Here is a 23,940-nt window from a genome sequence, read left to right as displayed (position 1 = left end):
CTTGCTTTGGAGAATCGGGGTGGGCGCGCCCACCCCCAAGTCGTCTGTCAGGGGTTGTCCCGATCGGCGGCCTCGCCGCGCCCGGGAAGGGAAATCTCGCCGAGAGACCCCGGGGTCTCGGGCAGCCGCCCCTCCCAGGCCTCGAACTGGCTGACCGCCCAGTCGCGCAGCTGCTCGAAGTGGGGGCGCAGCTCGGCCTCCTGCCACGCCTCGAGCTGAGCCAGCGGGGTCAGGCCGATGACGATGGTGGCCAGCACCAGGATCGCCGCGCCCTTGGCGGCGCCGAAGGCGGCCCCCATCACCCGGTTGAAGAGGCCCATGCCCACCCACTCCACCGCGGCATGGACCAGGCGGATGACGATGCCGCAGAGCAGCACCACGCCGAAGATCACCAGCACGAAGGCCAGCACCAGGCGGCCATCGGCGTTGTCGATCAGCCCGGCGAGCAGGTCCGCCACCGGCTGGGCCAGCACCCGGGCGGCGAGCAGGGCGATGACCCAGGCGGCCAGGCCCAGGGCCTCGCGGATCAGCCCGCGCAGGAAGCCGGTCACCGCCGTGACCGTCAGCAGGGCGATGAACAGCCAGTCCAGCCAGGTCAGCGCCATCTCAGTTCCTCGCCCGCACCAGCAGGCCCTGGAGGTTGGCCCGGGACTTGAGCTCGTTCATGGCCCGCTCGCCCTCCTCGGAGGAGCCGTAGGGGCCCGCATAGACCGTGGTCAGGTTGTTGTCGCGGGGCTGGCTGTAGGCCGGGAAGCCCTGCTCGCGCAGCTGCTGAAGCAGGCGCTCGGCGTTGGCCGGCTCGCCGAAGCTGCCCACCTGGACCGCCCACTCGCCGCCGGAGGCGGCGGGCGCCGGCGTGGCGGCAGGCTGGCTGCGGCTCTCGGCCAGGCGCTGGTCGGCGGCCCGGGCCAGCTCGGCGATGGGGTCCGGGGCCGGAGACGGCGCGGGCTCGGCCCGGGGGCTCGGCGTCGCATCGACGACGGGCGGCACCATCACCTCGGCGGGCGCCTCGGCCCGGGCCAGCTGCTCGGCGGCCTCCTCGGCGATCTTGGCGACCTCCTCGACGGGGGCATCGTCGCGCAGCGCCTCATCCTCTTCGGGCATCGCCATGGGCCCACCGAACTCGCCGAGGCTCGACGGGGGCCGGGGCTCCGGCACCTCGGTGCGCGGTACCTCGATGGGCTGCTCGATGGTCAGCACCGGCTGGGGCCGCTCGCTGCGGGGGGCCGGCTCGCTGAACAGCAGGGGCACGAAGATCACCGCCAAGGCAATCAGAATCACCGCACCGCTGATGCGCTCACGCCATCCATATTTCATCGGGCTTCCTCGCTGCCGCCTGTGTCCTGATCAGTCTGACCCGCCGAGGTGCGCTGCGCCAGCCACTCGAGCACCTCGCCCACGGTGAAGAAGGAGCCGCACACCAGCACGCGATCCTCCGGTGCCAACCGCTCGGCCAGCCAGGCCGCGGCCTCGCGCGGCGAGCCGCCACGGTGCGCCACCGCGGCGCCCTGCCCGGCCAGCCGCTCGGCCAGGTCGTCGGCGCGGCGCGCCCGCTCGCCGGCCAGGCTCGCGGTGACCCAGCCATCCACCGCCGGGGCGAGCGCGGCGATCACGCCGTCGGCATCCTTGTCGCCGAGCATGGCCAGCAGGGCCCAGGTGCGTCCCGCACAGGGCACGGCCGCCAGGCGCTCGGCCAGGTAACGGGCGGCATGGGGGTTGTGACCCACGTCGAGGCACCACTGCCCCAGCCACTGCATGCGGCCGGGCAGGCGCACCTCGGTCAGCGCCCGGCGGCAGGCCGCCGGATCGAGGGCCACCCCGGCAAGCTCCAGGGCCTTCAGCGCCGTGGCAGCGTTGTCCAGGGGCAGGCCGGGGTCGGGGAGGCTATCGTCCCATCGGAAGTCATCGCCCAGGGCGAAGACCGGGGCGCCGAGCTCGGCGGCCACCTGGCGCACGCTGGCCGGCAGCTCACGACTGCCGAGCACCGCGGGGCGCCCGGGGCGCAGGATGCCGGCCTTCTCGCGGCCGATCTGCTCGAGATCGGTGCCCAGGAAGGCGGCGTGATCCTGGGCCACGGTGGTCACCACCGCGACGTCGGGGTCGATGATATTGACCGCGTCCAGGCGCCCGCCGAGCCCTACCTCGAGCAGGGCGATGTCCGCCGGGCGCTGGGCCATGGCCCAGAGCGCGCCGAGGGTGCCCACCTCGAAGTAGGTCAGGCTGACCGGCTCGCCATCCAGCCGCGCCGCCTCGACGGCGGCGAAGCCCGCCATCAGGATGGCATCAGAGGCCTCCTGGCCGTCGAGGCGCAGGCGCTCGTTGTAGCGGATCAGGTGCGGGGAGGTATAGGTGGCGGTGGTCAGGCCGTGGGCCCGGGCGAGCGCCTCCAGCATGGCCACCGTGGAGCCCTTGCCGTTGGTGCCGGCCACGGTGATCACCCGGCCGGCGATGGGGCGCGCCAGCAGCCCCATGCGGCGGGCAACCTCGGCCACGCGATCGAGGCCGAGGTCGATGCCCACGGGATGGGCGGCTTCCAGCCGAGCCAGCCAGGCCTCGAGCGTGGTGGGCAGTGCCACGTTGCTCATCGGCTCAGCGACGGCCGTCGTCCCGGGCGTCATCGCCGGGCGGGGGCGTCGCCTCGTCGGCGCCGGGCGCGCTCTCCGCCGGCTCGGCGCTCTCCTGGGCTTCGGCCTGCTCGGCGGCGTCCACCAGGTCGGGTTCGTCGGCGGGCAGCTCGGGGAGCCCCAGGGCGGGCTGGTGGGTCAGCTTGCGCAGCACAGCCCCCAGGCGGTCGCGCATCTCGCCGCGGCGCACGATCATGTCGACGACGCCGTGGTCGAGCAGGAACTCGCTGCGCTGGAAGCCCTCGGGCAGCTTCTCGCGCACGGTCTGCTCGATGACGCGCGGGCCGGCGAAGCCGATCAGCGCATTGGGCTCGGCCACGTTGAGGTCGCCCAGCATGGCCAGCGACGCCGAGACGCCGCCGAACACCGGGTCGGTGAGCACCGAGATGTAGGGCACGCCGGCCTGCTTGAGCTTCTCGAGGGCGGCGGAGGTCTTGGCCATCTGCATCAGCGAGAAGAGCGCCTCCTGCATGCGCGCCCCGCCGGAGGCGGAGAAGCAGATCAGCGGGATGCGCTCGTCATGGGCGAGGGTGGCGGCACGCACGAACTTCTCGCCCACCACGGCGCCCATGGAGCCGCCCATGAAGCTGAACTCGAAGGCCACCACCACCACCGGCAGGCCGTCGAGGCGCCCGCGCATGGCGATCAGGGCGTCCTTCTCGCCGGTCTCCTTCTGGGCCGCCGTCAGGCGGTCCTTGTACTTCTTGGAGTCGCGGAACTTGAGGCGATCGACGGGCTCCACCTCGGCGGCGATCTCCTCGCGGCCCTCCTTGTCGAGGAACCAGTCGAGGCGCTTGCGCGCGGTGAGCCGCAGGTGGTGGTCACACTTGGGGCAGACGTTATGGTGCTTGTCGAGTTCGGGCAGGTAGAGCACCGCCTCGCACTTGGGACACTTGCGCCACAGACCATCCGGCACACTGGCGCGGCGGTCCTTGCGCTGGATACGCCCCATGGAGGGCACGATCTTGTCTAGCCAGCTCATGTCAGAAGGGTTCCGTCATGTGGTCGGCGCCCGGTCCTGGCCGGGCGCGTGGGTCGAATCCTGTGGCGAAGGCGCCGCTCAGCTCGCGCTCATGGCGTCCAGGGCCTGGCGCATCTCGCCAAGCACCGCCTTGAGCTCGCCGGCGATCACCTCGGGACGCTCGGCATTCTCGGCGATGCGACTGACCAGCGCCGAGCCGACGATCACGCCGTCGGCCACGCGCCCCACCTCGGCGGCCGAGGCGCCGTCGCGAATGCCGAAGCCGACGCACAGCGGCAGGTCGGTCTGTTCGCGCAGCGGGGCCAGGTGGTCGGCCACGTCGGCGGCATCCAGGCTGGCAGAGCCGGTCACGCCCTTGAGCGAGACATAGTAGAGATAGCCTTCGCCGTGGGCGCATATTGTAGCGGCCCGGGCACCGGAAGTGGTAGGGGCGACGAGGAAGATCGAGGCGAGCCCGTGGGACTTGAGCAGGGGGCCGAGCTCCTCGGCCTCCTCCGGGGGCATGTCCACGGTCAGCACGCCGTCGACGCCGGCCGCCGCGGCCTGCTCGGCGAAGGCGGCAAGGCCGATGCGCTCCATGGGGTTCAGGGAGCCCATCAGCACCACCGGCGTGGCGGTGTCGGTCTGGCGGAACTCGCGCACCATCTCGAACAGGTGGGAGAGGCGCACACCGTGCTTGAGCGCCCGCTCGCAGGCCTTCTGGATCACCGGGCCGTCGGCCATGGGATCGGAGAAGGGCACGCCCAGCTCGATCACGTCGGCGCCCGCCTCCACCAGGGCGTGCATGAAGCCCACGGTGTGCTGGGGCGCCGGGTCGCCGGCGGTGATGAAGGGAATCAGCGCGCGGCGGCCCTGGGCCTTGAGCTCGGCGAAGCGTTGGTCGATACGGTTCATCATGTCCCTCAGATCTCGATGCCGTCGAGCTTGGCGACGGTCAGGATGTCCTTGTCGCCGCGGCCCGAGAGGTTGACGACGATGTTCTGGTCGGGGCGCATGGTGGGCGCCAGCACCTTGGCGTAGGCCAGGGCGTGGGCGGACTCCAGGGCCGGCATGATCCCCTCGACGCGGGTCAGCTCGCGGAAGGCGGCGAGCACCTCATCGTCGTTGGCGGCCACGTAGTTGACCCGCCCCACGTCCTTCCACAGGGCGTGCTCGGGGCCGACGCCCGGGTAGTCCAGGCCGGCGGAGATGGAGATGGTAGTGGGTATTGGAGACCTGGCCACCCTCGTCGGACATCAGGTAGGTACGGTTGCCGTGCAGCACGCCGCGGGGCGCGCCCGAGGAGAGCGGCGCGGCGTGGCGGCCGGTCTCGACGCCGTCGCCGCCGGCCTCGACGCCGTACATCACCACCTCGTCATCCTCGACGAAGGGGTAGAAGAGCCCCATGGCGTTGGAGCCGCCGCCGACGCAGGCGACCAGGGCGTCGGGCAGCTTGCCGAACTCCTCGAGGGACTGGCGGCGCGCCTCGCGCCCCACCACGGAGTTGAAGTCGCGCACCAGCATCGGGTAGGGGTGCGGACCCGCCACGGTGCCGATGATGTAGAAGGTGTCGTCGACGTTGGTGACCCAGTCGCGCAGCGCCTCGTTCATGGCGTCCTTGAGGGTGCGGGTGCCGGACTCCACCGAGATGACGTTGGCGCCCAGGAGGCGCATGCGATAGACGTTGAGCTTCTGGCGCTGGATGTCCTCGGCGCCCATGTAGACGTCGCACTTGAGCCCCAGGCGCGCCGCCACGGTGGCGGTGGCCACGCCGTGCTGGCCGGCGCCGGTCTCGGCGATCACCCGGGGCTTGCCGCTCTTCTTGGCGAGCAGCGCCTGGCCGATGGTGTTGTTCACCTTGTGGGCGCCGGTGTGGTTGAGGTCTTCGCGCTTGAGCCAGATCTGTGCCCCACCCAGCTGCTTCGACCACCGCTCGGCATGATAGAGCGGCGAAGGACGCCCCACGTAGTGGGCCAGGTCATAGTCGAATTCCGCCTGGAAGGCCGGGTCGTCGCGAAGACTCAGGTAGGTCTTCTCCAGCTCGTCCAGGGCGAAGCTCAGGGTCTCCGAGACGAACCGGCCGCCGTAGGGGCCAAAGTGGCCGCGGGCGTCCGGCAGTCGGGTCAGGTCACTGAACTTGCTCACGAAAGACACCTCACAGGTCGCCAGAAGGGCTTGGGGGTTGAAATCAGTGGTCGGCGGGGCGCACTCGGCCGGCACGACGCCGGGGGTCACCCTCGCTCACGGCGGCCAGGAAGGCCGCGATGCGTCCGGCATCCTTGATGCCGGGCGCGGCCTCGACGCCGCCGGAAACATCCACCGCGAAGGGCGCCACGGTGGCGATGGCCTCGGCCACATTGTCGGCAGCGAGGCCTCCGGCGAGGATAACAGGTTTTGCCAGCCCTGCGGGGATTCGCGACCAGTCGAAGGTCTCGCCGGTACCGCCCGGAACCCCGGGGCGGTAGGCGTCGAGCAGCAGCGCCCGCGCCCCTCGATAGGCCTCGGCGGTGGCATGCAGATCGAGGCCATCGCGCATGCGCAGCGCCTTGATCCAGGGGCGCCGGAAGGCCTCGCAGAGGGCCGGCGGCTCGTCGCCGTGGAACTGCAGCAGGTCGAGGTGCTCCGCACAGCGCTCGATCAGCTCGGGGTCCTGATCGACGAAGAGCCCCACCCGGGTGACGAAGGCCGGCACCCGTGCGGCGAGCGCGGCCAGGCGCGCCTCGTCCACGGCACGCTTGCTGCCGGGCCAGAGCACGAAGCCGAGCGCGTCGGCACCGGCCGCCACGGCGGCATCGACGTCCTCGGGCCGGGTCAGGCCGCACAGTTTCACCCGTGTGCGCTGCATCATGGCGCCTCCCCGGCCGCCACCGGCCGGCCGCGGCGAAACTCCACCATGGGACAGTCGGGCAGCGGCCGCTCGCCGGTCCACTCGCCGAGGAAGGCGAGCAGGTTGGGGCCCAGCGGCTCGCGGGGCAGGCCCCAGCTCTCGTCGTAGAGGGAGTCCACGAAGTGCAGGCCGCAGGCAGGCGCGGTGACGTCGGCCAGGGTGCGGTCCTTGAGGGCCATCAGCTCGGCCAGGTACTCCTCGCCACGCTCGCCGCGCCCCACGGTGACCAGGGCGCCGACGATGTTGCGGATCATGTGGTGCAGGAAGGCGTTGCCCTGGACGTCCACCACCACCAGCGGGCCGTGGCGGTGCACCTCGATGAAGTGCAGATGGCGCCAGGGGGTCTTCGACTGGCAGCCGGCGGCCCGGAAGCTGGAGAAATCGTGCTCGCCAACCAGCACCTGGGCGGCGCGGTGCATGGCCTCGGCGTCCAGGGGGTCGCGACACCAGGTGACGTTGGCGCGTTCCAGCACCGGGCGGCTGGGCTGGTTGAGCAGGATGTAGCGATAGCGGCGCGCCAGGGCCTTGAAGCGGGAGTGGAAGCTCTCGGGCACCTCCTTGACCCAGCGCACGGCGACGTCCCGCGGCAGGTTGGCATTGACGCCGAACACCCAGGCCTTCTGGGAGCGCGGCACCGGCGGGTCGAAGTGGATGACCTGGCGCGTGGCATGCACGCCTGAGTCGGTGCGACCGCTGGCATGGATGCGGATCGGCTGGCCGGCCACACGGCCCAGGGCCTGCTCCAGCGCCCCCTGCACGGAGGGCGAATGCTTGAGGTATTGCCAGCCGCAGTAGGCGCTGCCGTCGTACTCGACCCCCATGGCCAGCCGGCCGGCCAGGGGGGTGCGATCATCGAGAAGCTGAAAGAGGGTCATGCGGAATCAGGGGTCCAGTCGGCCAAGCAGCGCGCGGGCCTCGTCGCGGATGGCGGGGTCGTCGCTCTCGGCCAGCTCGGCGAGCAGTTCTCGGGCGCGACCGGCCTCGCCGGCATCGATCAGGCGCTGGGCCTCGGCCAGACGCTCCGGGGCGGCGCCGGGTGAAAAGCCACCATTATCCGCCTCGAGGGGCGGGAAGGAAACCTCCTCCACCTCCCACTCCTGGGGGAGCTCGTCGTCGTCGCCGCCGTCCGGGCCGCTTTCGCCGCCCTTCTCCGGGGTGAAGTCGATGCCCGGCTGCATGGGCGTCTCCTCCCTGGGCGCCGGCGAGGGATCCAGCGCCGGGGGGCGGTAGTCGATGATCTCGCTGCCATCCTCGAGGCGCCGTGTGGTGACCTGAAGCGGCTCGGCCTCGGGGTCGGACGGAAGCTCGGGCTCGGGCTCGGGCTCGACCCGGGGCTCATGCTCCTCGGGTGCCGCCGGCGCCTCCAGGGACGCCGGACGACGATAGGCGTCGGCATCCGGGGCCGCCTGGGCCGGGGCACTGTTCTCACCCGCCTGCTCCCCTGAGGCGTCGCCCCCCTCCTCGCCGGCCGCATCGAAGACCCGCGGGGCACGCTCGGCGGGCCGGACGAACACCGCGCGCTCCGCGGCGGCACCGGCAGAACCAGCGGCTGCGGAACCAGCGGCACCGGTGGCCTCGGGGGTCAGGCCGTGGTGCGCCAGCAGGCGCTCCACCTCGTCGCGCACGGCGGGATTACCGCCCTCGCGCAGCCGGGCGGCCTCGCGCTCGACCTCGTCACGGCTACCCTGCTCCAGATGGACATTGAGCAGCTTGAGGCGCAGGTCGTCGCGCTCCGGCTCCCGGGCGAGACTGGCCTCGAGCAGCTCACGCGCCTGGTCGTAGCGCCCATAGGCGATGAAGATATCGGCCTCGCTGATCGCCTCGGCCTGGGGCAGCGAACCCTGCACCGAGGGCGCAGCGGGCGGGGCCACGGCTTGGCCTGCGGCCTCGGGCTGCCCCGGGGCCGGGGCGCCCGGCACGACCACTCACACCGGGCCGACACCCGCCGCCCCAGGCGCCTCCTCCTGGCGGCGACGGCGTCGCACCGCCAGCCACAGCGCCAGCAGCGCGGCCAGTCCGGCGCCGCCCAGCATCAGGTTGCGGTCGAGCTCGCCCTGGTAGATCGCCCCCCACCAGGGGCGCTCCTCTGCCGTGCCCCCGGGAGGCGCGATACCGCCGGTGCCGGGGCCATCGCCCCCGGCACCGCCGGCGGCCAGCGCCGCCAGCTGCTCGCGCAGGACGGCCAGCTCATCGCGCATCTCCGTGAGCTCCTCCTGTAGCTGGTCCCGCTCGCCCTGCACCGCCACGAGGGCGTCACGCCGCTCGAGCCACTGGCTCTCCAGGCGCAGCAGACGCTCGTCGCTGCTCAACTCGCCATCGCCATAGAGGGTGGCCAGCAGCTCGGGGTCGACCATGACCTGGGGAGCGCCCGATGCCTCGCCGGCCTCGGCGACGCCATCCCCGGCCTCCTCGGCGGGCGCCTCGCCGGCCCCTTCGTCCTCGCCACCTTCGCTCGCTTCGCCAGGGGTAGCCCCCTCGGCCGCCAGTTGGGCATCGGTGAGCAGGGTGAGTCGCGGCGTCTCGGGCTCTTCTGCTGACGCCGCCGGGGCCTGCTCCTCGGCGGGCTGCACGACCTCGGCCGCCGGCTCGGCAGCGTCGGCTGGCGGCTCGACGGCGGGTGCCGGCGCCTCGGCAGGGGCGGCCTCCGGCGGCGGGGCAGCCGCTGGGGCGACCGCCGCCACAGGCTCGCCGGGGGCCGCCCCGCCCAGCGCGACACGCGCCGGCGCACCGCCACCGCGGTTGGCCCAGGCCCGGTTCATCTCGGCGACGATGCGATCCGCCTCGCCCCCAGAGCGTGCGGCAATCCGCTCGCGACTCGGCACCACCAGGCTGAAGCCGGCGCGCATGGCATTGATGTTCCCGGAGGGGAAGACCTCGGGGTTCGCCTCCACCAGGGCCACCATCATCTGGTTCATGCTGATGCCGCTGTCCGGGCGCAGGCGCCCCGCCACGGCCCACAGGGTATCGCCGCTGCTCACCCAGGTCGGACCACCGCTGCCGGCGGGTGCCGCGGCGGTACGCACCGCCGGGGCCTGAGCCTGCGCCGAGGGAGCGGCGGCCGGCGGCGCCGAGACGACAGGCGCCGCCACACGCCGGCTGCCCACCACCAGGGCCGGCATCTGGTCGTAGTCCGGGGGGTCGAGCAGCAGGGTGACCTCGCGCAGCTGCTGGCCGCCCGGCCAATCGAAGCGCAGCAGCAGATCGAGCCAGGGCTCGCGCACCGGCCGCTCGGTGGTCAGCTCCACCACCAGGCGCCCCTGGCGCTGCTCCACCGCCAGCCTGACGCTCGCCGCCAGGGGCGTGCGCGGCAGGCCCGCCGCCGCGAAGGCCCGCTCGTCCGCCACCGAGACATTGAGCAGCCCGGGCTGAATCCCCGCGGCATCGGTAAGCGGCAGGGTGGCGCGCAGCGGTGCGTTCAGCGTGGAGCGCACCTCCGCCTCCCCCAGCCCCAGGGCCAAGGCCAGCGGGCTGGCAGCGGAAAGCGAAAGCAGCATGGCGAGTGTCAGCTTGCGTTTCATGGAGGTCCCTTGCGTCCGTCGGCAGTACCAGGCGGCCAGGCCGCGGCACCGATGCCATGCCGTTGTATCGATAGGGTACCTGTGTACCATATTTGCCGCCTCGACGCGCCTGAGCGGGGTCATGCCAGGCGTCATCCCTTCAACGTAAGCCATTGATCCACGCCTCGCGAATCAACGCCCGATGCCGGCACCCCACAGCAGAGCGGGGCGCCCCCGAAGGTGGCGCCCCGCCGTCACTGGCCCCGCGGCAGGCTGCCGCGGGGAGCCTGGCGACGCTTACTGCTCGCGCAGGATCTTGAGCATGCGCTTGAGCGGCTCGGCGGCGCCCCACAGCAGCTGGTCACCGACGCTGAAGGCGGAGAGGTACTCGCCGCCCATGGCCAGCTTGCGCAGGCGCCCCACCGGAATGGTGAGGGTGCCGGTGGCGGCAGCCGGGGTCAGGTCGCGAATGGTGGCCTCCTTGTCGTTCGGGACCACCTTGACCCAGTCGTTGTGCCTGGCGATGCGCTCCTCGATCTCGTCGAGGGGCACGTCCTTCTTCAGCTTGATGGTGAAGGCCTGGCTGTGGGAGCGCATGGCGCCGATGCGCACGCAGAGCCCGTCGATTGGGATGGGGTTTGCCTGGAGGCCGAGGATCTTGTTGGTCTCGACGCTGCCCTTCCACTCCTCACGACTCTGGCCGTTGTCGAGCTTGGTGTCGATCCACGGCAAGAGGCTGCCGGCCAGCGGGGCGGTGAAGTTCTCGGTGGGGAACGCGCCCGAGCGCATGGTCTCGGTGACCTTGCGGTCGATGTCGAGGATGGCGCTGGCCGGGTCGGCGAGCTCGTCGGCCACGCTGTCGCGCAGGGCGCCCATCTGGCTGAGCAGCTCGCGCATGTGCTTGGCGCCGGAGCCGGAGGCGGCCTGGTAGGTCATGGAGGTCATCCACTCCACCAGGTCGGCCTCGAACAGGCCACCGAGGCCCATCAGCATCAGGCTGACGGTGCAGTTGCCGCCGACGAAGGTGCGGGCGCCGCGGGCCAGCTGGGCGTCGATGACGTGGCGGTTGACCGGGTCGAGGATGATGGTGGCCTCATCCTCCATGCGCAGGGTGCTGGCGGCGTCGATCCAGTAGCCCTTCCAGCCGCCGCTGCGCAGGTCGCCGTAGACGGCCTTGGTGTAGTCGCCGCCCTGGCAGGTGATGATGACGTCCAGCGCCTTGAGCGCCTCGAGGTCGAAGGCATCCTTCAGCGGAGGCACGTCCACGCCGACGTCGGGGCCGGCCTGGCCGACCTGGGAGGTGGTGAAGAAGACCGGCTCGATGCCGTTGAAGTCCCCATCTTCCACCATGCGCTGCATGAGCACGGAACCGACCATGCCGCGCCAACCGACGAAACCGACTTTCAACATGTGAAGTCCTCCAGTAATCGAATGTGGGTCAACATTATACAGAAACCGGGCCCGCCTCGCAGGCGGGCCCGGAACGCCCTGATTCAACAGCAGATTCTGACAATGGCTCGGCGCGCCTAGAGCGCCTCGAAGGCGGCCAGCACGGCGTCACCCATCTCGGCGGTGGAGACGGTGCGGGTGCCCTCGGAGGCAATATCCGCGGTTCTCAGCCCGTCGTCCAGCACCTTGCCCACGGCGTCCTCGATGCGTTGGGCCAGCGCCGGCTCATCCAGCGAGTAGCGCAGCATCATGGCCACCGAGAGGATGGTCGCAAGCGGGTTGGCGATGCCCTTCCCGGCGATGTCCGGGGCGCTGCCGTGGCAGGGCTCGTACATGCCCTGGCCGGTCTCGTTGAGCGAGGCGGACGGCAGCATGCCGATGGAGCCGGTGAGCATGGCGGCGGCATCCGACAGGATGTCGCCGAACATGTTGCCGGTGACCATGACGTCGAACTGCTTGGGCGCACGCACCAGCTGCATGGCGGCGTTATCGACGTACATGTGGGAGAGCTCGACGTCCGGGTACTCCGGCGCCAACCGCTCCATCACCTCGCGCCACAGGATGGTGACCTCGAGCACGTTGGCCTTGTCCACGGAGCAGAGCTTCTTGCCGCGTTTCTGGGCCATCTCGAAGGCGACGCGACCGATGCGCTCGATCTCGCTCTCGGAGTAGACGTAGGTGTTGAAGCCGACCCGCTCGCCGTTGCGCACCTCGATGCCGCGGGGCTGGCCGAAGTAGATGCCGCCGGTGAGCTCGCGCACGATCATGATGTCGAGGCCGGCCACCAGCTCGGGCTTGAGGCTGGAGGCCTCGGCGAGCTGGGGGTAGGTGATCGCCGGGCGCAGGTTGCCGAAGAGCCCCAGGTTCTTGCGCAGGCCGAGCAGCCCCTTCTCGGGACGCTTGGAGAGGTCCTCGAGCTTGTCCCACTTGGGGCCACCCACGGCGCCGAGCAGGATGGCGCGAGCGGCCTTGGCCTTCTCGAGCGTCTCGGCGGGCAGCGGCTCGCCGTGCGCGTCGTAGGCGCTGCCGCCGACCAGGGCCTCTTCCACCTCGACGTCCAGGCCGCGGGCCTGGCAGGCGGCCAGGATGCGGCTCGCCTGGGCGGTGATCTCGGGGCCGATGCCGTCACCCGGCAGTACCAGAATCTTCTGAGTCATTGCTTCTTCCTTGCTGGGACCGCGGAGCTACCTCGGCGGCAGGCCTGCGAGGAGGCGCTGTGAATACATCCCTGTACGCTACCGACGCCATCCCTGGCGTAGGACCTCCTCTTCGGCCTGCCCCCGACGCTCCGCTTCCTCGAAGTAGTGGGAACGTCAGGCTTGAGCGCTATCGCGGAACAGCCAGGGGCGCGCGGCGCGGTGCTTCGCCTCGAAGGCGCGGATGGCATCCTCGTCCTGCAGGGTGATGCCGATATCGTCGAGGCCGTTGAGCAGGCAGTGCTTGCGGAAGGCATCCACTTCGAACTCGAGGATCTCGCCGGAGGGCGTGGTGACCCGCTGGTTCTCGAGATCCACGTCCAGGGCGTAGCCTTCAGTGGCCTCGGCCTCCTTGAACAGGCGGTCGACGGTCTCCTCGGGGAGGGTGACCAGCAGCAGGCCGTTCTTGAAGGCGTTGTTGTAGAAGATGTCGGCAAAGCTCGGGGCGATCACCACCCGGAAGCCGAAGTCCTCCAGCGCCCAGGGGGCGTGCTCCCGTGAGCTGCCGCAGCCGAAGTTGCGACGGGCGAGCAGCACGCTGGCGCCCTGGTAGCGCGGCTGGTTGAGCAAGAAGTCGGGGTTCTTCGGACGCTGGGAGCAGTCCTGGCCCGGGTAGCCCTCGTCCAGATAGCGCAGCTCGTCGAAGAGGTTGACGCCGAAGCCGGTGCGCTTGATCGACTTCAGAAACTGCTTGGGAATGATCAGGTCGGTGTCGACGTTGGCGCGGTCCAACGGCGCGACGAGACCTTCGGTGCGTTCGAACTTGTTCATGGCTCAGGCCTCCTCAAGGGTGCGGACATCGACAAAGTGGCCGGCGATGGCGGCGGCGGCGGCCATCGCCGGGCTCACCAGATGGGTGCGCCCACCGTAGCCCTGGCGCCCTTCGAAGTTGCGGTTCGAGGTGGAGGCGCAGTGCTCGCCGGCGCCGAGCTTGTCGGCGTTCATGGCCAGGCACATGGAGCAGCCGGGCTCGCGCCACTCGAAGCCCGCCTCGGTGAAGATTCTGTCGAGCCCCTCGGCCTCGGCCTGGCGCTTCACGAGGCCGGAGCCCGGCACCACCATGGCGAGCTTGATGGTGTCAGCGACCTTGCGACCTTGCGGCCGCGGGCGACCTTGGCCGCCTCGCGCAGGTCCTCGATGCGCGAGTTGGTGCAGGAGCCGATGAACACCTTGTCGAGCCTGATATCGGTGATCTTCTGCTTGGGGGCGAGCCCCATGTACTCGAGGGCCCGGGTATAGCCGCTGCGCAGCGTCTCGTCGGCCTGCTCGGCCGGATCAGGCACCTCGCCGGAGACACCGGTGACCATCTCGGGGCTGGTGCCCCAGGAGACCTGCGGCTCGATCTTGGCGGCGTCGAGCACCACCACCTTGTCGAACTCGGCGTCCGCGTCGGAGACCAGGCCGCGCCAGTCGGCCACGGCGTCCTGCCACTGCTCGCCTGCCGGGGCGAAGGGACGGCCCGCGAGGTACTCGATGGTGGTGTCGTCCACGGCGATCAGGCCGACCCGGGCGCCGGCCTCGATGGCCATGTTGCAGATGGTCATGCGCCCTTCCATGGAGAGGCTCTGGATGGCGCTGCCGGCAAACTCGATGGCGTAGCCGGTGCCGCCGGCGGTGCCAATCTCGCCGATGATGGCCAGCACCACGTCCTTGGCGGTGACGCCGATGCCGAGCTCACCCTCGACGCGCACCTGCATGCTCTTCATCTTCTGGGCCAGCAGGCACTGGGTAGCCAGCACGTGCTCCACCTCGGAGGTGCCGATGCCGTGGGCCAGCGCGGCGAAGGCGCCGTGGGTGGCGGTGTGGGAGTCACCGCAGACCACGGTCATGCCCGGCAGAGTGGCGCCCTGCTCCGGGCCCACCACGTGGACGATGCCCTGGCGCGGGTCGTTGATCTTGAACTCCTCGATGCCGAACTCGATGCAGTTGTCGTCGAGGGTCTGCACCTGGATCAGCGACACCGGGTCCTTGATGCCGGCGTTGCCCTCGGCGCGCTCCTTCACTGTGGTGGGCACGTTGTGGTCGGGGGTCGCCAGGTTGGCGTCGAGGCGCCACGGCTTGCGGCCCGCCAGGCGCAGGCCCTCGAAGGCCTGGGGCGAGGTCACCTCGTGGAGCAGCTGGCGGTCGATGTAGATCAGCGCGGTGCCGTCATCGCGCTCCTTGACGAGGTGCTGCGTCCACAGTTTGTCGTAGAGAGTCTGGCCTGCCATGGCCTGCCATTTCGTTTCTCCCGGGCTCGAAGCCCCTTCATGTCATGTCCGGTCTCACCCAGTGTCCGGCGGCTCGCCCATAAAATCAATTCATGTTATTTATGGATTGCATTCCCCAAAGGAATAGAGAGATCATATGAACCAGGTTGCTTATTGTGAAAACTGGGCTTTTGTGGGAGCTGGGCTCCGCCCGGCGAATGGAGACCGAAGGGCTCCTGGGCGGCATAAGCCAACGCAGGCAACTCCGCTGGGGCGCCTACGGCGCCATTCGCCCGGCGAAGCCGATCTCCCACCAGTCAGCTCAAGCCTCGTGAAGGCTTGAGGGACAACAGAGCATCTCCCATGGGCAATTTCACGCCAGTCACGGAGGGACCATGGATACCCAGAGCCTGCAGGCCTTCCTGGCGGTGGCCGAGAGTGGCAGCTTCTCCCGCGCGGCGGAGCAGTTGCACCTGACCCAGCCGGCGGTGAGCAAGCGTATCGCCGTGCTCGAGGCCCAGATCAACGCGCGGCTGTTCGATCGCATCGGCCGCGCCGTCAGCCTGACCGAGGCCGGTCGCGTGCTGCTGCCCCGGGCGAGGCAGATACTCGTGATGGTGGACGACAGCCGCCGGGCGCTGGGCAACCTCGAGGGCAGCGTGGCCGGCAGCTTGACGCTTGCCACCAGCCACCATATCGGCCTGCACCGCCTGCCGCCGCTGCTCAAGGCCTATACCCGAGCCCACCCCGAGGTGCGCCTGGACCTGCACTTCCTCGACTCCGAGGAGGCCTATCAGGGGGTGCTGGACGGCGCCCTGGAGATCGCCGTGGTGACCCTGGCGCCCCACCCCGAGCCGCAGCTCGAGGTGGTGCCGGTATGGGTCGACCGGCTCTGCTTCGTCTGCGCCCACGACCACCCGCTGGCCAGACGCAAGCGGGTGGCGCTGCGCGAGCTGTGCGAGCACGACGCCGTGCTGCCCGGGCCCCTGACCTTCACCCGGGGGCTGATCGAGGCGCGCTTCGCCGCGGCGGGGCTGCGCCTGCCGGTGGCGCTCTCCACCAACTACCTGGAGACGCTGAAGATGATGACCGCCATCGGCCTGGGCTGGAGCCTGCTGCCGGAGCGGCTGGTGGCGGGCGAGCTTCACGAGCTGGCCATCGACTGCCCGCCGATCCATCGCCCGCTGGGCTATATCGTGCACCGCAGCCGAACCCTCTCCAACGCCGCCCGGGCGATGCTGGAGCAGTTGGAGGCGGCCCGGGAAGCAGCGGCGAGGACAACCGCCCCGGGAGTTGGTTAGACTGCTCACATTCTGATTGTTTCGTCGACCGACCTGCCATCCGTTCGGAGCCTGCCCCCTTGTCCCCTGCCCCACCCACCTCGCTTCGCCACGCCATCGCCGGCGGCCTGATCCTCGCGGGGCTCGCCCTGCAGGTGCTACGCCTGATGGGCTTGCCGATCGCCCTGCCGGCGGTGAGCTACGCCTTCTGGCTCGCGGTGGTGCTGCTGTGGCCGGACCTCAAGCGCGGCAATCGTCGCCAGGCCGGCATCCTGGCCGGGCTCGGCATGGCCCTGGCCCTGGTCGCGGCGCTCTTCCACGGCGCCGAGATCGCCTGGCACCGGCTGCTGGACGGGAACAGCTATGTGGTGGCGATGCTGGTGGGGGTGAGCTTCATCACGCTGATCGGCACCCGCCAGGGGCACGCGGCACCGCCCGGCAGCGCCGTGACCGGACGGCGCGGCACCGGCGGCACCTGGCTGGGGGTCCACCTGCTCGGCGCCGTGCTGAACCTCTCGACGGTGTTCATGGTGGGCGACCGGCTGCGGCGCCACGGCGAGCTCACGCTGCCGCAGCTGCTGGCCCTCAACCGCGGGCTCTCCAGCGCCGCGCTCTGGTCGCCCTTCTTCGCCTCCATGGGGGTGGTGATGACCCTGGCGCCGGAGATGCGCTTCACGACGATCCTGGCACTCGGCCTGCCGCTGGGGATGCTGGCGGGCACTCTCTCGCTGCTCGACCTCTCGCGGCGCTTCGACCTCACCGAGGTGGCGGGCTACTCGCTCTCGCCGCGCAGCCTGCTGATGCCGGTGGGCATGGCCACGCTGGTGCTGCTGTTCCACTACGTCCTGACGCCCGCGCTCTCCATCGTCAGCATCATCACCTTCCTGCTGCCGGCGGTGGCGCTGCTGGCCAACCTGCCCCGGGGCCCGCGCTGGACCCTGCGCAGGGTGCGCAGCCATACGCTGGAGCGGCTGCCGGCCATGCGCGGGGAGATCGCTCTCTTCCTGTGTGCGGGCCTCCTGACCCAGGGGCTCTCGGCCTTCATCGGCGCACTCACCGGCAGCCAGTGGACGCTCTTCGCCCACTTCGGCGCGCCCCAGGCGGTGGCCAGCTTCCTGGCCATCGTGGCCAGCGCCGTGGCGGGGCTTCACCCCATCATCGGCGTCTCGGTACTGGCCTCGATGCTGGAACTGGAAGGGAGCCGCCAGACGCTGTTCGCCTTCGTGGCGCTGGCCTCCTGGGCGGTGGGCACCAGCGTCGGCCCGCTCTCCGGCATCAACCTCTCGCTGCAGGGGCGCTACGGGGTGAGCGGCGGCGTGATGATGCGCCACAACCTCGGCTACGCCGCCGCCCTCTCCGCGCTGGTGGTGGGCGCCATCCTCCTGCTCGACGCCTGGCTGTAGCCACTACTTCGATACCCGCTTGAAGTAGCGATGGCCGCAGCGGTGGCAGGGCTCGATCAGGGTCATCTCGGGCAGGTCCACCTCGGCGTCGCAATGCACGCAGGCCATGCGGCCGGGAACGGCCATCTCGCCCTCGCAGTAGTCGGCCTGGGCGGCCTCCAGGTCCTCCTCCAGGCGTTCGCGATCGACCACGCTGCGGTCGGGGATGGAGAGCAGCGACTCGCTGACCTTGCGCGACAGGGCGGAGAGGTCGATGCCGAGCCAGGTGGCGACGCTCTCGCCGCCGGCGCTCAGGTAGCGGCGCATGTCCTTGAGGTCGCGCTCCACCCAGGCGCGCAGCAGCGAGAGCTCATCCTTGGTGAACTCCTCGAGTTCGGCCTCGAACTCCACGGCCTCATCGAGCTCCTTCTGCAGGTTCTCCCAGGTGAGCTCGTGGACCCCCTCCTGCAGGCGCTCGAGCATGCGCTCATAGCCTTCACGCAGGCGATGGTCCCGGGAATGTTTCTGCTGCTCGCTCATGGTGTGCTCCTTCCTGCGGTGAGCCGGCCGGGCCGGGCATAGCCGGGCTGGGCCGTGCTGGGGTATCCTTGCCTACCATTTAGACGACTTCCCGCCGGCAGTTCAACGTCTTGTCGCCCTCCTGGCCCCAGGACATGACGCCGGACAAGCCACGACCGCGCGTCGTCACCGGCCGGCGCGCGGACTTGCAAGGTATCCGAAGACAGCGATGGACGCACAGTACAAGCCCCAAGAGATCGAACGCGACGCCCAGCAGTTCTGGGAGAAGAACCAGTGCTTCAAGGCGGTGGAAGACGCCAGCCGCGAGAAGTTCTACTGCCTGTCGATGTTCCCCTACCCCAGCGGCAAGCTGCACATGGGGCATGTGCGCAACTACACCATCGGTGACGTGGTCTCCCGCTACCAGCGCATGCAGGGCAAGAACGTGCTGCAGCCCATGGGCTGGGACGCCTTCGGCATGCCGGCCGAGAATGCCGCCATTCAGAACCAGGTCCCCCCGGCCAGGTGGACCTACGAGAACATCGACTACATGCGCAACCAGCTGCAGGCGCTGGGCTTCGCCTACGACTGGAGCCGCGAGTTCGCCACCTGCGACGTCGACTACTACCGCTGGGAGCAGTGGTTCTTCGCCAAGCTGGTGGAGAAGGGGCTGGTCTACAAGAAGATGTCCACGGTGAACTGGGACCCGGTGGACCAGACGGTGCTGGCCAACGAGCAGGTGATCGACGGCCGCGGCTGGCGCTCCGGCGCCCTGGTGGAGCGCAAGGAGATCCCGCTGTGGTTCCTGCGCATCACCGACTACGCCGAGGAGCTGCTGGCCGACCTGGACACCATCGAGTGGCCCGAGCAGGTCAAGACCATGCAGCGCAACTGGATCGGCAAGTCGCGTGGCGTGGAACTCAGCTTTGATATCAAGCCCGCTGAGGGCTCCGATATCAAAGCCGCCGACGGCGCCGCCTGCGAGCCGCTCTCGGTCTATACCACCCGCCCCGACACCCTGCTGGGGGTCACCTACGTGGCGGTGGCCGCCGGCCATCCGCTGGCGAAGCAGGCCGCCGAAGGCAACCCGGCGCTGGCTTCCTTCTGCGAGGAGTGCGCCCGCGGCGGCACCTCCGAGGCGGAGCTCGCCACCCGCGAGAAGAAGGGCATGCCCACCGGCCATGTGGCGGTGCATCCGCTGACCGGCCGCGAGGTGCCGGTCTACGTGGCCAACTTCGTGCTGATGGAGTTCGGCACCGGCGCGGTGATGGCGGTACCCGCCCACGACCAGCGCGACTGGGAATTCGCCCACGCCTATGGCCTGCCCATCGAGCCGGTGATCGCCGACGCCAGCGGCGACGCCCCGGACCTCTCCGAGGGCGCCTACGTGGAGTACGGCACCCTGATCCACTCCGGCGAGTTCGACGGCCTCGACTTCGAGGCGGCCTTCGACGCCATCGCGGCGAAGCTGGCCGAGCTCGGCCGCGGCGAGGTCAAGACCAACTACCGCCTGCGCGACTGGGGCGTGGCCCGCCAGCGCTACTGGGGCGCACCGATCCCGGTGAAGTACGGCCCCGAGGGGCAGACCGTGGCGCTGACCGACGAGGAGCTGCCGGTGGCACTGCCGCTGGAGGTGACCGTCGATGCCTCCGGCTCGCCGCTCAAGCGCATGCCGGCGTTCAGCGACCTGGGCGACGGCTGGGTGCGCGAGACCGACACCTTCGACACCTTCATGGAATCCTCCTGGTACTTCGCGCGCTTCTGCTGCGCCGACAACCAGGAGGTGATGCTCGACGAGCGCGCCGACTATTGGCTGCCGGTGGATCTCTACATCGGCGGCATCGAGCACGCCATCCTGCACCTGCTCTACGCGCGCTTCTTCACCAAGCTGATGCGCGACCTGGGGCTGGTCAGCGTCGACGAGCCCTTCCAGCGCCTGCTCACCCAGGGCATGGTGATCGCCGAGACCTACTACCGGGAGACCGAGAACGGCGGCAAGCAGTGGTTCAACCCCGCCGACGTCGAGGTCAAGCGTGACGACAAGGGACGCCCGGTCAGCGCCGTGCTGATCGCGGATGGCCAGCCGGTGGTGATGGGCGGCATCGAGAAGATGTCCAAGTCGAAGAACAACGGCGTCGACCCCCAGTCGATGATCGACCGCTTCGGCGCCGACACCGTGCGCCTCTTCATGATGTTCGCCGCCCCGCCGGAGCAGTCCCTGGAGTGGTCCGACTCCGGCGTCGAGGGGGCGAGCCGCTTCCTCAAGCGCCTGTGGCGCCTGGTCAGCGAGCACCTCGCCGCCGGCACCCCGGGCGAGCTGGACCCCGAGGTCCTCACCGAGGCCCAGCGCGAGCTGCGCCGCAAGACCCACGAGACCATCGCCAAGGCCAGCGATGACATCGGCCGTCGCACCACCTTCAACACCGCCATCGCCGCGGTGATGGAGCTGACCAACGCCATCGGCCGCTTCCACCAGGGCGACAACGCGGCCGGCGACCAGGACCTGGCCGTGGCCCGCGAGGCGGTGGAAGCCTGCGTGCTGCTGCTCGCCCCCATCGTGCCCCACGCCTGCCACGCCCTGTGGGCCGAGCTGGGCCACCAGGAGCCTGCCATCGACGCCACCTGGCCCGGGGTGGACGAGTCGGCACTCGCCCGCGACACCATTGAGCTCGTGGTGCAGGTCAACGGCAAGCTGCGCGCGCGCATCGAGGTACCCGCCAGCGCCGACAAGGCGGCCGTGGAGGCCGAGGCCTTCGCCGCCGAGAACGTCCAGCGCCACACCGAGGGCAAGACGGTACGCAAGGTGATCGTGGTGCCCGGCAAGCTGGTCAATATCGTGGTGGGCTGAACGCCACGCCAGAGGGAGTGATCCATGCAGCGACGCACCTTTCTCACCCTGGGCCTGGCCGGCGGCGTCGGCCTCGCGCTCGGCGGCTGCGGCTTCAGGCTGCGCGGCTTCGACGAGCCCGCCGCGGTGATCGATGCCCTGGCCCTGGCCGGCCCCGACAGTGAGCTCTCGCGGCTCGTCCGGGAGCGGCTCGAGGCCGCCGGCACCCGCGTGGATGACGGCGCCGACCGGGTGCTCACCCTCGGCCAGCCCGAGTTCCAGCGCCGCGGCCTCAGCGTCCTCGACTCGGGGCCGCGGGAGGAGGAGATGACCCTCACTGCCCCCTTCTCGGTGCAACGCGCAAGCGACGGCGCCTACCTGCTCGACCAGCAGCGCCTCGAGGTCACCACCCGCTACACGGTGAGCGACGCCAACCTGCTGATTCAGGACGACCTGCGCGAGGAGGCCCGGCAGGAGCTGCGCGAGGCCGCCGTGCGCCAGCTACTCGACCGCCTGCGTGCGCTGTGAAAGTCTTCCCCGACAAGCTGGCCGATGCGCTGACGAAGAAGCTGCCGCCGGTGGTGATCGTCGCCGGCGAGGAGCCGCTTCAGCACATGGAGGCCTGCGACGCCGTGCGCGCCGCGGCCCGCGCCCGCGGCATCGAGGAGCGCGAGATTCTCCACGTGGAGGGCAACTTCGCCTGGGGGCGCCTGCACGAGGCCTCGGCCAGCCTGTCGCTGTTCGCCAGCGCCAAGCTGATCGAGCTGCGCCTGGCCGGCAACAACCTGGGCCAGGAGGGGGCCAAGGCGCTGAAGGCCTACGCCGAGGAGCTGAAGGGTAGCGACAACGTGCTGCTGCTGGCCATGGGCAAGCTCGACTTCCGCCAGCAGAAGAGCGCCTGGTTCCAGGCGCTCGACAAGGCCGGGCTCTTCGTGCCCGTCTGGCCGGTGGACCTCTCGCGGCTGGGCTTCTGGCTGCGCGACCGCGCCACCCGATACGGCCTCAACCTCGACCTGGACGCCGCCCGCCTGCTCGGCGAGCGCACCGAGGGCAACCTGCTGGCCGCCGACCAGGAGCTGCAGAAGCTCGCCCTGATGCTGCCGCCGAACAGCCGCGTCTCGCCTAGAGACGTCGCCGGTGGCGTGGAGGACAGCAGCCGCTTCGACGTCTTCACCCTGATGGACGCCTGCCTCAAGGGGGAGCGGGCGAGGGTCTCGCGAATCATGGCCGGTCTGCGCGCCGAGGGGGTGGAGCCCCCCATCGTGCTCTGGGCCCTGACCCGGGAGCTGCGCACCCTGCTCTCGCTGCACCAGCATCTGGATCAGGGGCAGAGCTTCGAGCACGCCTGCAAGGCCCAGAAGCCCTCGATCTTCGAGAAGCGCCGCCCCGCCTACCAACAGGCCATCTCGCGGCTGCCGTTGAAGCGGCTTCACAAGCTGTTGCTCTTCGCCCAGCGGCTCGACCTGGCCATCAAGGGCGCCTCCCCCCTGCCGGTGCAGGACGGCCTGCACGACCTGGCGCTGACCCTGGCCGGCGGCCGCGGCCTGCTGGCCGAACTGCCCTCCTCCTACCGGATCGCCTGATCGCCTGATCGCCCCGAGCGTTGATCGGCAAGGGCATGAAATTTCACACCATTTCATCCTATACTGTGCGGGTATCATCGTGACGCCACACTTGTTCGCCAGGAAGCGACGCGTGGATCATCAAGGAGCCGGAAGCCCACTCGAAGAAGAAGGAACACCGACATGATGAAGAAGATCTGCCGTTACCTGAGCCCGCTGCTGATCACCGCCCTGCTGCTGGGCAGCCTGCCCGTGGCTGCCGCCCCGGCGCCCGCCGGCGGCGACCTGATCACCACCCAGGCGGCACTCAACGCCGAACATGGCCAGACCGATCGGGAGCGGATCCACGAGATCCTCGCCCGTGACGACGTGCGCGACCAGCTGGTCGCCCAGGGCGTCGATCTGGCCGAGGTCGAGGCCCGCGTGGCGGCGCTCTCCGACACCGAGGCCGCCCAGATGGCCGAGCAGCTGGAGCAGCTGCCCGCCGGTGCCAGCGTGGTCGGCGCCCTCTTTGCGGTGTTCGTGATCCTGCTGGTCACCGATATCCTCGGCCTGACCAACGTCTTCCCCTTCACCCGCTGAGGGGGCTGCCATGATCGACTGCCTTATCCGGCAGCCGGCGGCAGCAACAGCCAGGAACGCCCGCCATGCGGGCGTTCTTGCGTTGGTGCTCTGCCTGCTGCTGCTGACCGGCTGCGCCACCACCCCGCGGCTTGCCGACAGCACCGAACAGGCCCTGCCCCGCCAGCTGCTGCTCGAGGAGGTGCCCTTCCACGCCCAGCGCGACTACCAGTGCGGCCCGGCATCCCTGGCCATGGTGCTCAACGATGCCGGCGTCGACGTCGAGGTGGACACCCTGATTCCCCAGGTCTTCCTGCCCGGCCGCGAGGGCAGCGTGCAGCCGGAGATGCTGGCCACGGTGCGTCGCCACGGCCAGATTCCCTTCGTGATCGAGGGCCACCTGGATGCGCTGCTGCTGGAGCTCGCCGACGGCCATCCTGTGGTGGTGATGCAGAACCTGGCGCTGCCCGCCTGGCCCATGTGGCACTATGCGGTGGCCATCGGCTTCGATCTCGAGCGCGACGAGCTGATCCTCCACAGCGGGGAGGAGCCCCGCCGCGTCGAATCCTTCCGCCGCTTCGACGCCACCTGGGCCCGCAGCGAACGCTGGGCCTTCGTGGCGCTGCCGCCCGGCGCGCTGCCGGCCGGGGTGAGGCCCCATCGCGCCATGGAGGCGATCAGCGCCTTCGAAGGGGTTCAGGGCGCCGAGACCGCCCTGCCGGCCTGGGAGGCGCTGGCCGAGCGCTTCGCGGACAGTGGCCTGGTGCACTTCGGCCTGGGCAACGCCCGCCACACCACCGGGGACGCCTCGGGTGCCATCGACGCCTTCGCGCAGGCGGTGGCGGCCGAGCCGGGGCTCGCCGTGGCCTGGCTCAACCTCGGCCTCGCCCGGCGCGGCCGAGGCGATACCGCCGGGGCGCGGGAGGCCCTGGAGCAGGCCGCCGCCCTGCCCGGCCACTGGCAGCCCCATGCCCGCGAGGCCCTGGCGAGTCTGGAGGAGAGATAA

Annotated in this window: 20 protein-coding genes and 2 pseudogenes; 7 read left to right on the top strand and 15 right to left on the bottom strand. The window is 70.4% G+C overall.

All coding sequences use genetic code 11. The features are described from left to right. Window positions 1-47 precede the first annotated feature (47 nt). From B6N23_RS16775 to leuC, 14 genes and pseudogenes are all read right to left on the bottom strand, one after another. A complete protein-coding gene (locus tag B6N23_RS16775; protein ID WP_169958599.1) occupies window positions 48-605 on the bottom strand; it encodes a CvpA family protein in 558 nt (185 codons plus the stop codon). Between the two features lies 1 nt (window position 606). After that, window positions 607-1,317, bottom strand: a complete 711-nt coding sequence (locus B6N23_RS16770) for an SPOR domain-containing protein (protein ID WP_305500901.1) — start codon at window positions 1,315-1,317, stop codon at window positions 607-609. Continuing rightward, window positions 1,314-2,585, bottom strand: coding sequence for a bifunctional tetrahydrofolate synthase/dihydrofolate synthase (gene folC / locus B6N23_RS16765; protein WP_305500899.1), 1,272 nt, complete (start codon window positions 2,583-2,585; stop codon window positions 1,314-1,316). The genes B6N23_RS16770 and folC overlap by 4 nt, the downstream gene beginning before the upstream one ends. Before the next feature lie 4 nt (window positions 2,586-2,589). Continuing rightward, complete coding sequence (gene accD / locus B6N23_RS16760) at window positions 2,590-3,606, bottom strand: acetyl-CoA carboxylase, carboxyltransferase subunit beta (protein WP_302138803.1); 1,017 nt, start codon at window positions 3,604-3,606, stop codon at window positions 2,590-2,592. A 78-nt stretch (window positions 3,607-3,684) separates the two neighbouring features. Beyond that, window positions 3,685-4,500, bottom strand: a complete 816-nt coding sequence (trpA, locus tag B6N23_RS16755) for a tryptophan synthase subunit alpha (RefSeq protein ID WP_305503871.1) — start codon at window positions 4,498-4,500, stop codon at window positions 3,685-3,687. An 8-nt stretch (window positions 4,501-4,508) separates the two neighbouring features. Continuing rightward, a pseudogene (gene trpB / locus B6N23_RS16750) lies at window positions 4,509-5,730 on the bottom strand (tryptophan synthase subunit beta). A 43-nt stretch (window positions 5,731-5,773) separates the two neighbouring features. Continuing rightward, window positions 5,774-6,433, bottom strand: a complete 660-nt coding sequence (locus tag B6N23_RS16745; RefSeq protein WP_305500896.1) for a phosphoribosylanthranilate isomerase — start codon at window positions 6,431-6,433, stop codon at window positions 5,774-5,776. Next, window positions 6,430-7,347, bottom strand: coding sequence for a tRNA pseudouridine(38-40) synthase TruA (gene truA, locus B6N23_RS16740; protein ID WP_169958605.1), 918 nt, complete (start codon window positions 7,345-7,347; stop codon window positions 6,430-6,432). Before truA ends, B6N23_RS16745 begins: the two co-directional genes overlap by 4 nt. A gap of 6 nt (window positions 7,348-7,353) precedes the next feature. Then, a complete protein-coding gene (locus B6N23_RS16735; RefSeq protein WP_305500893.1) occupies window positions 7,354-8,343 on the bottom strand; it encodes a tetratricopeptide repeat protein in 990 nt (329 codons plus the stop codon). A gap of 54 nt (window positions 8,344-8,397) precedes the next feature. Further along, window positions 8,398-9,990 carry a type IV pilus assembly protein FimV gene (locus B6N23_RS16730; protein WP_305500891.1) on the bottom strand — a complete coding sequence of 531 codons (1,593 nt, stop codon included), beginning with the start codon at window positions 9,988-9,990 and terminating at the stop codon, window positions 8,398-8,400. A gap of 276 nt (window positions 9,991-10,266) precedes the next feature. Then, window positions 10,267-11,379, bottom strand: a complete 1,113-nt coding sequence (gene asd / locus B6N23_RS16725; protein WP_169958607.1) for an aspartate-semialdehyde dehydrogenase — start codon at window positions 11,377-11,379, stop codon at window positions 10,267-10,269. 116 nt (window positions 11,380-11,495) lie between these two features. Then, a complete protein-coding gene (gene leuB, locus B6N23_RS16720) occupies window positions 11,496-12,575 on the bottom strand; it encodes a 3-isopropylmalate dehydrogenase (RefSeq protein ID WP_305500889.1) in 1,080 nt (359 codons plus the stop codon). Window positions 12,576-12,731: 156 nt separating this feature from the next. Next, entirely contained in the window at window positions 12,732-13,385 is a 654-nt protein-coding gene (leuD, locus tag B6N23_RS16715; protein WP_305500887.1) for a 3-isopropylmalate dehydratase small subunit, read from the bottom strand. 3 nt (window positions 13,386-13,388) lie between these two features. Then, window positions 13,389-14,824: pseudogene (gene leuC / locus B6N23_RS16710) on the bottom strand (3-isopropylmalate dehydratase large subunit). Window positions 14,825-15,198: 374 nt separating this feature from the next. Here leuC and B6N23_RS16705 point away from each other — a divergent pair. Further along, the gene (locus tag B6N23_RS16705) at window positions 15,199-16,104 is read left to right on the top strand and encodes a LysR family transcriptional regulator (protein ID WP_305500885.1); all 906 of its coding nucleotides are present in this window, start codon (window positions 15,199-15,201) and stop codon (window positions 16,102-16,104) included. A gap of 59 nt (window positions 16,105-16,163) precedes the next feature. Continuing rightward, on the top strand, window positions 16,164-17,486 hold the full coding sequence (locus B6N23_RS16700; RefSeq protein ID WP_305500883.1) for a hypothetical protein: 1,323 nt from the start codon (window positions 16,164-16,166) through the stop codon (window positions 17,484-17,486). A gap of 3 nt (window positions 17,487-17,489) precedes the next feature. Here B6N23_RS16700 and B6N23_RS16695 read toward each other — a convergent pair whose 3' ends face one another. Beyond that, on the bottom strand, window positions 17,490-18,005 hold the full coding sequence (locus B6N23_RS16695; RefSeq protein WP_305500880.1) for a zinc ribbon-containing protein: 516 nt from the start codon (window positions 18,003-18,005) through the stop codon (window positions 17,490-17,492). Between the two features lie 208 nt (window positions 18,006-18,213). On the opposite strand from B6N23_RS16695, the gene leuS reads away from it, so the two are divergent. From leuS to B6N23_RS16670, 5 genes are all read left to right on the top strand, one after another. Continuing rightward, window positions 18,214-20,832, top strand: a complete 2,619-nt coding sequence (leuS, locus tag B6N23_RS16690) for a leucine--tRNA ligase (protein ID WP_305500878.1) — start codon at window positions 18,214-18,216, stop codon at window positions 20,830-20,832. Window positions 20,833-20,856: 24 nt separating this feature from the next. Beyond that, on the top strand, window positions 20,857-21,339 hold the full coding sequence (locus B6N23_RS16685) for an LPS-assembly lipoprotein LptE (protein WP_305500876.1): 483 nt from the start codon (window positions 20,857-20,859) through the stop codon (window positions 21,337-21,339). Next, window positions 21,336-22,394, top strand: coding sequence for a DNA polymerase III subunit delta (gene holA, locus B6N23_RS16680; protein ID WP_305500873.1), 1,059 nt, complete (start codon window positions 21,336-21,338; stop codon window positions 22,392-22,394). Before B6N23_RS16685 ends, holA begins: the two co-directional genes overlap by 4 nt. Window positions 22,395-22,559: 165 nt before the next feature. Further along, entirely contained in the window at window positions 22,560-22,955 is a 396-nt protein-coding gene (locus tag B6N23_RS16675) for a PA2779 family protein (protein ID WP_305503869.1), read from the top strand. Between the two features lie 10 nt (window positions 22,956-22,965). Further along, window positions 22,966-23,940, top strand: coding sequence for a PA2778 family cysteine peptidase (locus B6N23_RS16670; RefSeq protein WP_305500871.1), 975 nt, complete (start codon window positions 22,966-22,968; stop codon window positions 23,938-23,940).

The organism is Halomonas alkalicola (assembly GCF_030704205.1).
GTDB classification, from domain to species: domain Bacteria; phylum Pseudomonadota; class Gammaproteobacteria; order Pseudomonadales; family Halomonadaceae; genus Halomonas; species Halomonas alkalicola.
The sequence above is the reverse complement of the archived record's forward strand: the minus strand, read 5'-3'. Positions and strand labels throughout refer to the sequence as shown.